Origin of the sequence: Sphingomonas sp. SORGH_AS_0789, assembly GCF_031453055.1 — a bacterium.
GTDB lineage: Bacteria > Pseudomonadota > Alphaproteobacteria > Sphingomonadales > Sphingomonadaceae > Sphingomonas.
Genome location: NZ_JAVIYV010000001.1, coordinates 2,314,331 through 2,329,160, shown reverse-complemented (window position 1 = coordinate 2,329,160; position 14,830 = coordinate 2,314,331). Strand labels below are relative to the sequence as shown.

At 69.1% G+C, this 14,830-nt stretch carries 11 protein-coding genes; 3 read left to right on the top strand and 8 right to left on the bottom strand.

Annotated features, from left to right (window positions below; all coding sequences use genetic code 11):
- Positions 1 to 113 precede the first annotated feature (113 nt).
- The 5 genes from argE to QE360_RS10700 form a co-directional block, all read right to left on the bottom strand.
- Positions 114 to 1,283: an acetylornithine deacetylase gene (argE, locus tag QE360_RS10720; RefSeq protein ID WP_309701440.1), complete on the bottom strand. Its 1,170-nt coding sequence runs from the start codon at positions 1,281 to 1,283 to the stop codon at positions 114 to 116.
- A 71-nt stretch (positions 1,284 to 1,354) separates the two neighbouring features.
- A complete protein-coding gene (locus QE360_RS10715) occupies positions 1,355 to 5,587 on the bottom strand; it encodes a translocation/assembly module TamB domain-containing protein (protein ID WP_309701438.1) in 4,233 nt (1,410 codons plus the stop codon).
- Complete coding sequence (locus QE360_RS10710; protein WP_405052583.1) at positions 5,587 to 7,833, bottom strand: BamA/TamA family outer membrane protein; 2,247 nt, start codon at positions 7,831 to 7,833, stop codon at positions 5,587 to 5,589. Before QE360_RS10710 ends, QE360_RS10715 begins: the two co-directional genes overlap by 1 nt.
- Before the next feature lie 99 nt (positions 7,834 to 7,932).
- On the bottom strand, positions 7,933 to 8,355 hold the full coding sequence (locus tag QE360_RS10705; protein ID WP_309701430.1) for a hypothetical protein: 423 nt from the start codon (positions 8,353 to 8,355) through the stop codon (positions 7,933 to 7,935).
- Positions 8,352 to 9,113: an A24 family peptidase gene (locus QE360_RS10700; protein ID WP_309701428.1), complete on the bottom strand. Its 762-nt coding sequence runs from the start codon at positions 9,111 to 9,113 to the stop codon at positions 8,352 to 8,354. Before QE360_RS10700 ends, QE360_RS10705 begins: the two co-directional genes overlap by 4 nt.
- Before the next feature lie 91 nt (positions 9,114 to 9,204).
- Here QE360_RS10700 and QE360_RS10695 point away from each other — a divergent pair, with 91 nt between their 5' ends.
- A complete protein-coding gene (locus QE360_RS10695; protein ID WP_309701425.1) occupies positions 9,205 to 10,386 on the top strand; it encodes an acetyl-CoA C-acyltransferase in 1,182 nt (393 codons plus the stop codon).
- A 269-nt stretch (positions 10,387 to 10,655) separates the two neighbouring features.
- Here QE360_RS10695 and QE360_RS10690 read toward each other — a convergent pair whose 3' ends face one another.
- A complete protein-coding gene (locus QE360_RS10690; RefSeq protein WP_309696828.1) occupies positions 10,656 to 11,144 on the bottom strand; it encodes an SH3 domain-containing protein in 489 nt (162 codons plus the stop codon).
- A gap of 154 nt (positions 11,145 to 11,298) precedes the next feature.
- Between QE360_RS10690 and QE360_RS10685 the strand changes: the two genes are divergently transcribed.
- On the top strand, positions 11,299 to 12,297 hold the full coding sequence (locus tag QE360_RS10685) for a D-glycerate dehydrogenase (RefSeq protein WP_309704136.1): 999 nt from the start codon (positions 11,299 to 11,301) through the stop codon (positions 12,295 to 12,297).
- Between the two features lie 400 nt (positions 12,298 to 12,697).
- Complete coding sequence (locus QE360_RS10680; protein WP_307100247.1) at positions 12,698 to 12,889, top strand: hypothetical protein; 192 nt, start codon at positions 12,698 to 12,700, stop codon at positions 12,887 to 12,889.
- Positions 12,890 to 12,891: 2 nt separating this feature from the next.
- Here the strand turns inward: QE360_RS10680 and QE360_RS10675 are convergent, their stop codons facing one another.
- Positions 12,892 to 13,377: a hypothetical protein gene (locus QE360_RS10675; protein WP_309701424.1), complete on the bottom strand. Its 486-nt coding sequence runs from the start codon at positions 13,375 to 13,377 to the stop codon at positions 12,892 to 12,894.
- 8 nt (positions 13,378 to 13,385) lie between these two features.
- Positions 13,386 to 14,789: a nitronate monooxygenase family protein gene (locus tag QE360_RS10670; RefSeq protein WP_307100252.1), complete on the bottom strand. Its 1,404-nt coding sequence runs from the start codon at positions 14,787 to 14,789 to the stop codon at positions 13,386 to 13,388.
- Between the last annotated feature and the right edge of the window lie 41 nt (positions 14,790 to 14,830).

Sequence of the window (14,830 nt, the reverse complement as noted above, 5' to 3'; positions counted from 1 at the left end):
CTTCATTCTCGCGCTGATCTACGGCGAACAGATTCGCCCCTGGTAATCATATCCGCCCCTGAAGCGGGTCGGATGCGCGGCATCCGCTCGCTTCAGGGCGCATATCGGCCGGTCTAGCCCAGCAGATCGTCCGCCAGCCGCAGCATGAAGGCGGCACCGCGCTCCATCTGCGCAACCTCGATATATTCGTCCGGCTGATGCGCCTGCGCGATCGAGCCCGGTCCGCAGATCACGGTCGAAAATCCCGCCCCCTGAAACTGCCCCGCCTCCGCGGCATAGGGCACCGCGCGGGCCGGACCATTGTCCCCCGCCCATCGCCGCGCCAGCCGTTCGGCCGCTCCGTCCGCCTCGGGCGCGAAGGACGGCGTGCGCGAGCGCCGCTCGATACACACCCCGGCCTCGGGGAAACGGGCGCGAAGCGCGGCATCGGCGTCGGCGCAGGCCGCGAAGAAGGGCGCGAGCAACGCCTCCGGGTCCTGCCCCGGCAGTGTCCGCAGATCGAAGGCGAACCGGCATTCGCGCGCCAGGATGTTGACCGCCGTGCCGCCCGCCATCTGTCCGATCGTCAGCGTGGCATGGTGCGGACAGAAGGGGCCGTGCGGATCGCCCTCGCCCGCCAGCCGGTCGGCCAGATCGGCCAGCTCCTGCATCAGCCGCACCGCGACCATGTTGGCCGACGCGCCCAGATGGATCAGGCTGGAATGCGCCTCATGCCCGGTGACGGTCACGGTCCAGGTCGCGATGCCCTTGTGGCCGCTGACCACCACCATCTCGGTCGGCTCCCCCACCACCACCGCCGCCGGCGCGGGAAGCTCGCGCGCGATCTCGGCGATCATCGACGGCGCACCGAGGCAGCCGACCTCCTCGTCATAGGAAATCGCCAGGTGCAGCGGGCGGACCATCCGCCCCTTGGCGACATGCGGCGCGATCGCCAGCGACAGCGCCAGAAATCCCTTCATGTCGCAGGTGCCACGCCCGAACAGCCGGTCGCCGCGCCGGGTCAGCCGCCACGGGTCGCTGGTCCAGGGCTGGCCGTCGACCGGCACCACATCGCTATGCCCCGACAGGACGACGCCGCCCGGCACCGCCGGGCCGATGCTGGCATAGAGATTGGCCTTGGTCCCCTCGTCGTTGAAGACCCGCCGCCCGGTCGCCCCGAACCCCGCCAGATGCCGCTCGACATAGGCGATCAGGTCCAGATTGGACTCGCGCGAGGTGGTGTCGATCGCGATCAGATCGGCGAGGATGGCGGTCGCATCGGCGGCAAGGCGGTCCGGGGTCATGGCCCCATCCTGCCGGATGTTTCACTTCGATGAAACCCCGCCGGGACCGCCCGGCGGGGTTTCGCCATCGATCAGAAATCGCGCGAATAGCGCAGGCTGGCCGCCGATCCGCCGAACGAGCCGGTCTGGGTCAACAGGCTGAGCGTGCGGGTCAGCGCGATCTGCAACTGGGTGGCGGTGAAGCCGCGCGCATCGGTCACGATCTCGACATAGATATTGTCGGTCAGATATTTGCCCGCCGCCAGGCTGGTCCCCCGGCCGGTCGCCTCGTCGGCGCCCAGCACGCGCAGCCGGTCGAAGCCGACCGCCGAGCGCAGCTTGCCCAGCGGATTGAGCCCGCCGCCGCCCGATCCGCGCAGCGAATTGAGCGCGGCGGCCAGCTGGATCGCCTCGGTCGCGGACAGATTCTCGGGGTTGGTGCCGAACAGCAACCGGCTGAGCACCTCGTCCTGCGGCAGGGTTGGCGTCGAGGTGAAGCTGATCTGCGGACGCTGGCCGGTGCCGGTGACGTTGATGACCGCGGTGATGCCGTCGGTGGTCGTCGTCGCCTGGATATTGATGTCCGGATCGGTCAGCGCGCCGCCGCGGAAGCGGATCGTGCCGCGATTCACCTCGAACCGCTTGCCGGCGAAGCTGTACGTGCCGCGCACCAGGTCGAGCCCGCCATTGATCGTCGGCGCCGCGCTGGTGCCGCCGATGCGCAGGTCCATCTCCCACTCCGATTCCAGCCCCATGCCCGAGACGAACAACTGGTTGTCGGCATGCACCCGCAGGTCGAGGCGGAACAGCCCCGGCGGCGGGGTGGGCGCGGGCCGGTCGGTCGGACGCGGGGTGCGGATCTCGCTGCGACGGCGCACGCCGGTCAGCTCGGGCACCTCGGCCTGGCCCTGGCGGATGATCTGATAGCGCGCATTGGGCACGGTCAGGTCGCCCTGGATCAGTCCGCCGTCGCGACCATGGGTCAGCCGGATCGTGCCGCTGGTCGTCGCGGCCAGCGCATCGCTGTCGGCCAGCCGCGCATTGTCCAGCCTGGCGCGCAGATCGATGGGATAGCCGCTGTCCGCCGCCAGCCCGATGGTGCCCTGCGCCTGGATGCTGCCCTCACCCGCCTTGGCCTGCATCCGGGTGATCTCCAGGCGGTCGTTGTTGAAGCGTCCCGCCAGCTGCATGTTGTTCAGCCGCGTGCCGTACGCCTCATTGTCATAGGTCAGGTTGTCCGCGCGGATCAGGCCGTTGAGCTGCGGCGCCGACACCCGCCCGCCGAAATCGGCGGCGATCGCGATCGGTCCGCTCAACTGCTGGTTGGGCAGCGCCGCGAAGGAGAACAGCACCGAGGACGGGCCGTTATAGCGCAGGCCCCCGGACAGCGGCGCCTGCATCAGCCGGTTGACCCAGCCGCCATTGCCCGGCGGCAGCGGACGCAGGTTCGCGACCATCCGGCCGACGACAATCTGCCCGCGCCGGATCAGCGCGCGCGCCTCGCCGCCATCGGACACGAGCCGTCCGGCAAAGACGATGTCCACCGCCTCCGACACCGCCGACAGGCCGGTGCGCCGGAAGTTGTTGATGGTCAGCCGCGCCTCGGCCGCGGGGAAGCTGCTGCCCTGCGCCTGGGTGAAATCCAGCGCGCCGCTCGCCTGACCCGAAATCCCCAGATTGGGGATGAAGGCGTCGAGGATCGAAAGCTGGAGCTTGTCCAGCCGCGTCTGGACGTTCAGCCCCTTGCCATAGGAACCCGCCATCAGCACCGATCCCTGATCGAAATTGATCCGGGTCGGCGCCAGACGCCAAGTCCCCTGCTCCTGACGGATGCGCGCCGGATTGGTGGTCCGGAAGCCGATGCCGTTGGCCTGCCCCTTGGCCGCCACCAGATAGTCGTCGGGCGCCAGCCGCGCATTGAGCGCGACGTTGAACGGAATGCTCGACGATCCGGTCAGCACCGCCTGCGCCGTACCGCGCCCGCTGGTGTAGTTCACCTTGGCGCGGGCCGACTGGATGACGACCTCGCCATAACGGGTGTCGGCCAGCTGCGTGTCGGCGACGATCTGCGGCGCCTTGGGCAGCATGACGATGCTGGCGTTGACGATGGCGCGGCCGATGGTGAAGTCGACCATGCCCGGCACGCGGGCGTTATAGGCGCGCGCGGCGATGTCGGCGCGCTGGTTGCCGCCCTGATCGGCCAGCTGGACGCGGCCGCTGATCCCCTGCCCGGCGAACTGCAACGCGCCCGCGAACGGTCCCGCCGCCGTCTGGACGACGCGGCCGGTGGCGTTGATCCCGGCGAAGACCAGGCTGCGAATGTCGATCGCCAGCTGCCGCCCGGTGCTGACCAGCACATTGGCGGTGAAGGGGCCGTAATTGGTGTCGCCGCTGGCGTTGACCGCATAGGCGCCGTTCCGCCCGACGATCCGCGCCTGGAGATTGGCCAGCCCCACGCCGACGCCCGGCTTGGCCGCGCGCAGCACGATGACCGGGTTGGTCTGCGACCCCGTCACGCGCGCGGTCAGCGGGCCATATTGGTTGGAATAGGCATCCGCCTCCACCGCCAGCGCGCCGTTTGCGGGATTGTAGCGACCGCTGCCCCGCGTCACGCGGAATTGCGGTGCGGCCAGCCTCAGGCGGCTGAAGGTCACGATCCCCTGCGGGCTATACTCGACATCGGCGCGGACGACGGCGTTGCCGCCCAGGAAGTTGCGCGCGCCCTCGTTGAAAATCTGCGAGGTGCGCGCGACCACGCGGCCCTTCATCCCGAACCCGCCGGGTGTCGCCACCAGATTGGCGTCGGTGGTCAGGTTGATGATGCCGATGCTCTCAACCCGGTAATTGTTCACCCGGCCCTTCAGCGCGCCGGTATAGCGCCCGGTCGACAGGTTCGCGACGACGACCGCCGTCGCGTCGATATTGTCGGAGCGGATGCGCAGATTGTCCGACAGGATGTTGGGCATGGCGATCGCGAAATCGCCCTCGATCGCGACATTGTTGGTCAGCCCGCCGACCGCCGCGTTCAGCCCCGCGATCCGCTTCGCCCGCGCCTTGACCGGCACCAGGATGCGGTCGGCATTCACCTTGGCCAGCCCCTCGGCATAGAGGTTCTGGACCGAGGTCTCGCCGAAACCGAGCGCCGCCGCGCGGACCTTGTAATCCACCGTCGGCGTCGCGAACGCGCCGTTCAGCACCACGCGGGCCAGCACGTCGCGCCCCGTCAGGTTGGGCGCGATGGCTCCCGGCGTCAGCAGCTTGGCGTCGACCGCGAAATTGCCGAACTGGCTGTTCGCCAGATCGAGCAGACCGCCCGCATCGACCAGCAGCGCCGAGGAGCGCAGCTTCATCCGCGTGTCGGCGCGGCGTTCGTTCAGCGTGGTGTCGATCGCGACCTGGAGCGCGGGCGCGGTCAGCCGTTCGACCGGTCCTTCCAGATACAGGCCGGGTCGCGTCACGCCGCGCACCTCGATATGCCCGTCGCGCGCGGTGGCGTTCAGATTGGCCAGCTCGCCGCCGCCCAACGTCGCGATGGCGCGGCCCTGCCAGGCCTTCCAGCCGCCACGCCCGTCGACCGACAAAGTCAGCGGCGCCTTCAGCCCCGCGATCGACGCGACCACGCCGCCGGTCGGCGCGGTCAGCTTGACGTCGACCGCCAGCCGGTCGGCATCGGGCACCGCGTCGAGCACCAGCCGCAGCCGGTCGCCACCCGCGATGCCGGGTCCGCGCAGCGCATCGGCGCTGGCCGTCACCTGCGCGCGGCGGTCGGCGATATGCACCTTGCCGTCGATCGCCAGGATATGACGCTGTCCGGTCACCGGCGCACCGAGCACGAAGCGCTTGATGGTCAGGCGGTTCACATCGATGTCGAGATCGGGAAGCAACGGCGCATTGGGGTCGCTGGGCGTCGGCTTCAGCTCGGGCTTGCGCGCCAGCGTGACCAGATCGGCGCTCAGCGAGCGGACATCGACATGGTTGCGCGTATAGGCAAAGGGGCGCCAGTCGACCGCCAGCTTCGGGCTGGACAGGAACACGCCCTTGGGATCGCTGACCCGCAGGTCGATCAGGTTCATCCGGCCATAGAGCGACCCCTCGATCCGTCCGACCCGGATGTTCAGGCCCGAGGCGGTGGTATAGCCGCCCAGCTGATCCGCGACGAAGCGGCGGCCGGGATCGGTGTTGATGCCCAGCAGGATCGCCCCGACCAGCAGGATCAGGCCCAGGATCGTGAAGCCGATCCATTTCAGCACACGCTGCCAGAGCGGGCGGCGCACGACGACGGTTTCGGTCGCGGGCTCAGGCACTATGGTCTGTTCGTCCGCCATCAGAAGGCCTGTCCGATCGAGATATACAGCGCGACCTTGCCGTCGCCCGGACGCGGGTTCAGCGGGGTCGCGACATCGACGCGCAACGGCCCGAAATTGGTGTAGAAGCGCCCGCCTATGCCCGCGCCGAAGCGCAGGTCCTTGCCCGTCGGCAAGGTGCTTTCATAACTGTTGCCCGCATCGACGAACGGCACGATGCCGAAATTGCCGAAGCGATAGCGCGCCTCCAGCGAGAATTCGTTCAGGCTGCGCCCGCCGACCGGATTGCCCTGCGGATCGAACGGCCCGAGCCGCTGGAAGCCATAGCCGCGCACCGAGCCGCCGCCGCCGCCATAATAGCGCCGCGACGGGGCCAGATCGTCGCGCTCGATCCCGAAGATCGCGCCCGCCCGCGCCCGTCCCGCCAGCACCAGGCTGTCGTTGAAGGGATAGTAGAAGGTCCCCTCGACCATCGTCCGGACATAGGGCCGCACCGCGCCGCGCACCGAGGTTTCGGGGCTGAGGTTCAGTTTCAGGCGATAGCCGCGCGTCGGGTTGAGCAGGTCGTTGGACTGGTCGAACACCGCCTGCGCCGGGATGGCCGCGATGCCATAGGTTGCGCGCCGCCGCTCGCCGCGGGCGAAGTCATAGACGCTTTCGTTGGTGCCGGTCAGCTCGCCGCCATAGGCATAGGTGAATTTCTTCTGCCAGATGGGCGTCGAGTCATAGCTCCAGCGGAACGCCACCGTGCCGATGAACGCGTCGAAGGCGTCGTAATTCTGGTGGCTGGCCGATCCGATGACCTGGAAGGTCCGGTCGCGCCGCCCGGCATTGGAACGGCGGAAGGTGCCGCTCAGCCCCTGTTCCTGCGTGCCCGCGATGACCGAGGCGATGAGCGCCCCTTCGGGCTTGAAGGCGTTGCGGTTGGTGAAGCTGCCCTGCAACCGGACGCCCTGCCCGGTCGAATAGCCGCCCTCGCCCGACAGGGTGCGCGCGGGCCCCTTGGTCTGGGTGACCTGCAGGTCGATCTGCTCGGTCCCGTCGGGGTTCATCCGCCCGGTCCGCTTGGGCTCGACCGCGATGCCGTTGAACAGACCCGTCGCGACCAGCGCGTTGCGCAGATCGTCGGTCAGCCGCGAGTCATAGAGCTGGCCTTCGTCGAAGCGCGGGAAGACGTTCAGATGGTCGAGATCGAACACCCGGTCGCCGACCGTGGTCAGCTTGCCGAACGCGGATCGCGGCCCCGTATCGACCGGCAACGTATAGGCGCCCACCGGCTCGGGCCCCTGATCCTCCAGCAATATGTCGCGGTCGCCGACCTTGACGAAGGGATAGCCGCGCTGCGGCAGGACCAGGCTGACATTGGCCTCCGCGCCCTGGATCCGCGCCGCCTCGATCGGCTCGCCGACCTTGAGCGGCAGGTTGGATCGGATCAGGTCGGGCGGGACCGTGGGATCGGCCTTCACCGTGATCGACGACAGGCGATAGAGCCGCCCCGGCGTCGCGGTCAGCACGACCTTCAACCGGCCCGCCTGCGCCTCTCCCTCGCCATCGCCCGCCGCTTCGCGTTGCAGCGTCGAGACGGCGGTCGCGTCATAATAGCCGAGCGACTTCATCAGCCGGATCGCCAGCTGTTCGTCCTCGCGCGCGCGGGCGGCGACCTGGGTCGCGTTCGCCGCCTTGCCCTTGCCTTCGCGCAGCGCGGACAGGCCGCGGAACTCGTCCTCCAGCTTCAACTCGGCCAGCCCGCGCACGTCCATGTCGTACCGGATTTCGGGGGCGCGCGTCCCCTTGATGTCGGCGGCGGTCTGGAGCGGGGTGGAGTCGAAGCCGGTCAGCGGGGTCAGCGGTTGCGCCAGCTGCGGATCCTCGGGCGCGATCGGGCCGATGGTGTCGCCGGTGGCCAGCGGCTGGGCCGTCCGCGCAGCAGGCAGCGGCGGCGCGCTCTGCGGCACGGGGATCGCCTCGACCTTGGGCTGGCCCTTGGTCATCGAGGACATGGATTCCAGCGGTGCGTTGATGTCGCCGCTCAAGGGGGGCAGCGCGGCGTTGAACTCGGCATCGGGAACGATCGGGGCATTGCCCTGCGGATCGCCGGCGGTCGCATGGTCGCCACCCTGGCGCTGTGCGTCGGACAGGCTGGGGCCCTGGGCGGGCGCGGTGCCGGGCTTGGACAATTGTGCCTGAGCGGGAAGGGAAAGCGGTGGAGCGATCAGCGCGAACGCAAGCCAGGTATGTCTGCCGATCCGTCCCGCCACGCCGTTCAAAGCCCCTTTATCCGACAGGGCCTTCCGTAATTCGGATCGATCCCCCACTATCCCGTCAACGCCAGAAGGTCAGTTGGAGTTCCCCCTACAGTTCACTTCTCACCGCGCGGCGGGCGTACATCCCACCAGCCCGCCGACCGGCACGGCGATCTCATCCTGTCCGTCGCGCCCGATCCGCAGCGTCGCGTCGGAGACGATCGCCCCGTCCTGAAGCGTTTCGCGCTGCGCGATGGTCATCGACAGGGTGGCGGTCCATCCGCCCCCGGCAAAGCGGGTGCTGTCGGCGAACCCCAGCGTCCCCGCCCCGCTTCCCTCGGCGGCAGGCAGGTCGCGGACAGTCCCGTCGACCAGGATGCGCAGCCGGGCGGGCTCCGCCATGGCGACCAGCCGCTGATCCTGCACCGTCCACAGATAGGCGGCGCATCCCCGTTCGGGCAGTTGCTGGCGCGGCAGGGTGCCGAGCACCGGCGGAGCGGCTGGCGGCGCTTGGATCAGCGCCAGGGCGAGGAGCGGCGACATCATGGCGCCGATGCTATCATCAACAGCCAGCTCGGGTAAGCGGCGATGGCCAGCAACAGCCCCAGCGGCACCATATCGTCCCCGGCGATCCGCTTGCCCGACAGGCGGCGAAACGCGACATGGCCCAGCCCGATCACGCATGCCGCCAGCAGCAGGGCGGGCAGCATCCGCCAGCCCAGCCACAGCCCGATCGCACCCATCAGCTTGGGGTCGCCGCCCCCCATCCCCTCACGCCCCCGCCAGCGACGATACGAGGCGGCGATGGCCCAGAGCGTCCCGAACCCCGCCAGCCCGCCGACGATCCGGTCCCCCAGCGACGGCGCAAGACCCAGCGCGCCGGTCAGCAGCCCCGCGCCCGCCAGCCAGGCGGTCAACCGGTCGGGCAGCCACAGCGCCATCGCATCGAGCGCGCCCAGCGCCAGCAGCGACCAGCCGAACAGCGCGCCGGTCCAGCCATCCGGCCCGGCCACCCACCCCGCCGCCGCACCGATCAGCGCGGCCAACGATTCGATCCGGAAATGGACCGGATCGATCCGCGTCCCGCACCGGGCGCAGCGTCCCCGCAGCGCCAGCGCGCTCAGGATCGGCACCAGTTCCCAGGGACGCAGCGGCGCGCCGCAGCCGTCACAGGCCGATCGCCCGCGCAGCACCGACCGGTCGTCCAGCCAGCGCAGCACCAGCGCCGCGACGAACGACCCGGCGATCGCTCCCGCCAGCCCATAGATACCGGCCCAAAGTCCCGATGCCGCCCCGAACGTCATGCCCCCGCCCCTAACCGCCCGCCCCTTTGCGCGCCACGGGCAAAAGGCGTAAGGCCGCAGCAAAACTACAGATCACGGAGAGCATGCCGCCATGACGGATTCCATCGTCATCCTGTCCTATGCCCGCACCCCCATAGGGTCGTTCCAGGGCAGCCTGTCGGGCCTGTCCGCGACGCAACTGGGCGCCGCCGCCGTCAAGGGCGCGGTCGAGCGTGCCGGCGTCGATCCCTCGGCGATCGAGCGCATCCATATGGGCTGCGTCCTCCCCGCCGGGCTCGGCCAGGCGCCCGCGCGGCAGGCGGCGATCTTCGCGGGACTGGGCGAGCAGGTCGAGGCGACGACGGTCAACAAGATGTGCGGATCGGGGATGCAGGCCGCGATCATGGCGGCCGAGGCGCTGGCGGCGGGCTCGGCCGATCTGATCGTCGCGGGGGGCATGGAGAGCATGACGAACGCGCCCTATCTCAGCCACAAGCATCGGGGCGGCGCGCGGATCGGGCATGACACGCTCTACGACCATATGTTCCTCGACGGGCTGGAGGACGCCTATGAGCGCGGGCGGCTGATGGGGCATTTCGCCGAGGAGGCCGCACAGGATTATCAGTTCACGCGGGCGGCGCAGGATGATTTCGCCATCGCCTCGCTGGAACGCGCCAAGGCGGCGCAGGCTTCGGGCGCGTTCGACCGCGAGATCGTGCCGGTCACGGTCAAGACCCGCAAGGGCGAGGAACAGGTCGCGAGCGACGAACAGCCCGCCAAGGGCGATGCCGCCAAGATCCCGACGCTCAAGCCCGCTTTCTCCAAGGACGGGACGATCACGGCGGCCAATGCCTCGTCCATCTCGGACGGCGCGGCGGCGCTGGTCATGACGCGGGCGAGCGTCGCGGAGCGGCTGGGCCTGACCCCGATCGCGCGGGTCGTGGCGCAGGCCGCCCATGCCCATGCCCCCGCCCGCTTCACCACCGCGCCGGTCTTTGCGATGCGCAAGGCGCTGGAACGCGCGGGCTGGTCGACGGGCGATGCCGATCTCTACGAGGTCAACGAGGCCTTTGCCGCCGTTGCGATGATCCCGATGCACGACATGGGTTTGTCGCACGACCGGCTGAACGTCCATGGCGGCGCCTGTGCGTTGGGCCATCCGATCGGCGCCAGCGGCGCGCGGGTGCTGGCGACGCTGCTTTCGGCGCTCGAAACCCAGGGTGCGCGGCGGGGTGTCGCGTCATTGTGCATCGGTGGCGGCGAGGCGACCGCGATGGCGGTGGAGTTGATATAGGGCTGCTTTCGCCTCGCTATCGCGGGCGGAAGAGAAGAAGGGCAGGAGTCTCACTGAGACCATCGCCTGCGGCCTGCCCTCCCCCATCCCCTCCCGCTTGCGGGAGGGGCGTGCCTGGCAGCGAACGAACGAATCCTTCACAGCGTCCCGAAAACGGCACGCGGCGATCGGGGTCCAGCGCCATCCCCAAGCCTCTCCCCTCCCGCAAGCGGGAGGGGATGGGGGAGGGCAAGGTGCCTCGCAGAGACCGCCCCCTCCGCCCCTCCCCCCTAAGGAACGACCTCCCCCGGCTCGACGCCCCAGATCGACCCCACCGGTACGAACCCCGCCTGCCCCTTCACGTCCAGCCGACACCAGCCGCCATTGCACTCGCTGATCCGCCCGACCACGCCCGGCGCGGCGCGCCACAGCGTCTTGGCGGTCTCATTGGGGGCCGACCGCATCGGCAACGGCTCGGCGCCGCGCACGATCGCGGTGCGGGTGTTGCGCAGCAGGACCGCCAGCATCCACCCCTCGGTGCCGTCGGGGTCCTGCACCTTGCGCCATTCCTTGAACGCGGCGACGACCTTCACCGGCAAATCGGGGCGGCGATAGGTCCAGCTGGCGGGATAGGCGCGCGCCGGGCCGGTCCGCATCCGCGCCAGCGACGCGCCGATCGAGCCATAATAGGGCATGGCGCGTTTTTCGGGCGCGGCGATCGCCGCCGGGGCGATCGGTCCGGCGGACAGGAACACCGCCATCAAAGCCAGTCCGAACATGGACCTGCGCATCATAATTCCTTCAATTCGCCCCCGCCCCCGGCTCTACGCCGAGGCGGGGGGGCGCTTCAACCGTGTTCGCACGGGTGGCGAGGGACGGCTGGCGCGGGATCGCCGGTTGACGGACCGGCGGGCTTGGCCCAATCCCTTGGCCATGGTCGATCCGCGCCGCTGCCTGAACCCCAGGGTGGTCGTCACCCGCGAACTGCCCGATCCGATCATGGACCGGATGGCCGCGCTGTTCGACACGCGCCTCAACCGCAGCGACGAGAAGTGGGACCGCGCGAAACTGACCGAGGCGGTGGCGGATTGCGACGTGCTGGTCCCGACCGTCACCGACGCGATCGATGCCGACCTCATCGCGCGCGCCGGGCCCCGATTGAAGCTGATCGCCAATTTCGGCGCGGGCGTGAACCATATCGACCTGAAGGCCGCCCGCACGCGCGGCATCATCGTCACCAACACGCCGGGCGTCCTGACCGAGGACACGGCCGACATGACGATGGCGCTGATCCTGTCGGTGCCGCGTCGCCTGCCCGAAGGGGAAAAGCTGGTCCGCTCGGGCGCGTGGAAGGGCTGGAGTCCCGGCGGGATGCTGGGCCACCGGATCGGCGGCAAGGCGCTGGGCATCGTCGGCATGGGCCGGATCGGGCAGGCGGTGGCGCGGCGCGCGCGGGCCTTCGGCCTGTCGATCCACTATCACAACCGCCGCCGCCTGCCCGCCAGCATCGAAGCGGAGCTGGGCGCGAGCTGGTATGGCGACCTCGACACGATGCTGGGCGCGGTCGATATCGTGTCGATCCATACGCCGCTCAACGCCGACAGCCACGACCTGATCGACCGCCGCCGGATCGGCCTGATGCGCAGCCATGTCTATCTCATCAACGCCAGCCGGGGCGGCATCGTCGACGAGGACGCGCTGGTCGACGCGCTGGAGGCCGGGCGGCTGGCGGGCGCGGGGCTGGACGTGTGGCGGCACGAGCCCGAGATCAACCCACGGCTGCTGGCATTGCCCAATGTCGTGCTGACCCCGCATATGGGCTCGGCGACGCTGGAGGGCCGCATGGCATCGGGCGATCGGGTCATCGCCAATATCCGCAGCTGGGCCGACGGCCACCGCCCGCCCGATCAGGTGCTGGAGGGGTGGCTGTAGGCCTCGGGCCTCCCCCCTCTCCCCTGGACAGGGAGGGATAGCGGAGCTGGTTAGCGCAGCTTGGGTGAGGGGTCGAGCGAGCCTTCGGCCCGCGCGCTGCGCGCTCACCCCTCACCCAGCTCCGACTAAGCCTTTGCTTTCGCAAAGACCAAGTCTGCGCAACCCTCTCCCCTCTGCGAGGGGCGAGGGACAGAAAGGCATGACGGCATATCGCGCCGATCTGTTCGATTCCGGTGAGCCTCCCACGAGATCGATTGCTCCGATGCGGCTCATGTCCTTCACCCGTACCCATTCGGACCGGCGGCGTCAGCCTCTTGCCATCCATGTCAAAATGTTGCGGCGCGGAACCGTCATCGGGCCGCCGCATTCCCCTCCTGTCATCACAACAGGAGCTACCCCCATGAAAAAGCTGGCTATTGGTCTGACCCTTGCCGCGACCGCCTTCTCCATGTCGGCCTGTTCGACGCTGAAGGGGGCCGCGATCGGCGGTGCCGGGGGCGCAGGGGTCGCGGCGGCGACCGGGGGTAGCGTGGAAAAGGGCGCGGCCGTTGGCGGCACGGCGGGCGCGGTGGTCGGCACCGTCGCCGACTGATCCTATCGGGCGGGAGAGGCCGGGCTCGGCCTAGCTCCCGCCCGCTTGAGCGCCGCGATGCGCGGGGCGTCCTTGGACCGCCCGAAGAGATGGAACAGCGACAGAAGTTCGTCCCGATCGGGTAGGAACAGCACGCCATCGTCGACCGTGACCCGATGCCGGGAAAGCGGCGCCACCCGCCGCCAGCGCCCCCCGGCCTTGACCTGAAATCCCGCCATCACCTCGACCGGAACGGGCCAGGCCTCGGACCGTGCGAAAACGGCCGAACGAAACTGCGGATCGGGCGGCAGGGTCAGCGGCGTGATGCCCAGCCGCTCCAGCACCGCCTCGGCCAGCGACATATCGATCAGCAGATCGATATCGTTCACCCGCCCGGCCTCGACCCCGTGCAGCAGGACCGCCGCGCTGCCGATGATCCACCAGCCTTCGGGAAACACCGCCATCGCCCGCGCGACACCTTGCAATGTCGCGCGAAGCTCCGGCGTCATGACGGCGATCAGTCGCCGGTCAGGATGCGGTCGACCAGCTGCTTCACGGTCGGCACGAATCCGTTGGAGTAGAAGGGATCGCGCTTGAAGTTATAGGCCGCGTGGCCCGCGAACATCAGGTTCTGCTCGACATCGCCGCCATGCGCGATCTCCTGCAACGTCTTCTGGATGCAGAAGCTGCGCGGATCGGCCAGGCGGCCGGTCGAGTTGGTTTCGCTGTCGGCCCAGCTGGAGAACAGGCATTGCGACAGGCAACCCATGCAGTCGGCCTGATCCTTGCGGATTTCCTTGGCTTCCTCGGGCGTCACGAAGACCAGCGTATTGTCGGGGGTCTTCAGCGCCATGGTGAAGCCGCTGCCGAACCACTCGCGCGCGCGCAGCAGGTCGCCCTTGGTCACCCAGAAATTCTTGCCCTTCACGCCCACGTCGAGCTGGAAGACATGGTCGCCCGCTTCCTGGGTCGAGAAGGCGATCTGGCGGTCCGAGCGGGCCTCCAGGTTGCGCAGGAAGGGATTGCGCACCGCGCTGGAATAAAAGCCGGTCGGCGAGAAGCGATGGAGAAGGACATCGCCCTGCTCGATCGTCATCAGCCGCTGCTTCCACTCTTCGGGAATCGGGCTTTCCTGGGTCAGCAAGGGCCGCGTGCCGAACTGGAAGGCGATCTTGCCGAGCTCGGGATTGTCGATCCAGTCGTTCCAGTCGCGCAGGTACCAGACGCCGCCCGCCATCACGATCGGCACCTCGTCCGAAATCCCGCCCTCGCGCATCGTATCGCGCAGCGCCTTCACGCGCGGATAGGGGTCCTGGGGCTGCAACGGGTCTTCGGCGTTGGACAGGCCGTTATGGCCGCCCGCCAGCCAGGGATCCTCATAGACCACCGCCGCCAGCCACTCCGACGCCTTGGAATAGGCCCGCTTCCACAGCGCGCGGAAGGCGCGGCCCGAGGAGACGATCGGCAGATAGCTGACCTGGTGATGCGCCGCGATCTCGGACAGCTTATAGGGCATGCCGGCGCCGCAGGTGACGCCCGCGACCAGGCCCTTGGTGCGTGCCAGCACGCCTTCCAGCACCCGCTGCGCGCCGCCCATTTCCCACAGCACGTTGATGTTGATCGCGCCCTTGCCACCGGCAATGTCCCAGGCGCGCTTCACCTGCTGGACCGCGCCCTCGATGGCATATTCGATCAGTTCCTCGTGCCGCTCGCGCCGGGTCAGCGCGCGGTAGATCTGGGGAATGATCTTGCCATCGGCATCATAGCTGTCGGCATTGACCGCCGAGACGGTGCCGACGCCGCCAGCCGCAGCCCAGGCCCCCGCCGAGGCGTGGTTGGTGGCGGCGACGCCCTTCCCGCCTTCGATCAGCGGCCATACCTCGCGGCCGTTGTACAGGATGGGGCTCAAGCCTTTGAACACGTCGTTACCTTGTCTGTCCTAAAGGGCCTCATATAGCGTGT

Excerpts from the sequence above, each read along its gene's own strand:
- argE (WP_309701440.1), bottom strand. The coding sequence starts at position 1,283 with ATGACCCCGGACCGCCTTGCCGCCGATGCGACCGCCATCCTCGCCGAT.
- QE360_RS10700 (WP_309701428.1), bottom strand. The coding sequence starts at position 9,113 with ATGACGTTCGGGGCGGCATCGGGACTTTGGGCCGGTATCTATGGGCTG.
- QE360_RS10690 (WP_309696828.1), bottom strand. The coding sequence starts at position 11,144 with ATGTTCGGACTGGCTTTGATGGCGGTGTTCCTGTCCGCCGGACCGATC.
- QE360_RS10685 (WP_309704136.1), top strand. The coding sequence starts at position 11,299 with ATGGTCGATCCGCGCCGCTGCCTGAACCCCAGGGTGGTCGTCACCCGC.
- QE360_RS10680 (WP_307100247.1), top strand. The coding sequence starts at position 12,698 with ATGAAAAAGCTGGCTATTGGTCTGACCCTTGCCGCGACCGCCTTCTCC.
- QE360_RS10715 (WP_309701438.1), bottom strand. The coding sequence starts at position 5,587 with ATGGCGGACGAACAGACCATAGTGCCTGAGCCCGCGACCGAAACCGTC.
- QE360_RS10695 (WP_309701425.1), top strand. The coding sequence starts at position 9,205 with ATGACGGATTCCATCGTCATCCTGTCCTATGCCCGCACCCCCATAGGG.
- QE360_RS10675 (WP_309701424.1), bottom strand. The coding sequence starts at position 13,377 with ATGACGCCGGAGCTTCGCGCGACATTGCAAGGTGTCGCGCGGGCGATG.
- QE360_RS10705 (WP_309701430.1), bottom strand. The coding sequence starts at position 8,355 with ATGATGTCGCCGCTCCTCGCCCTGGCGCTGATCCAAGCGCCGCCAGCC.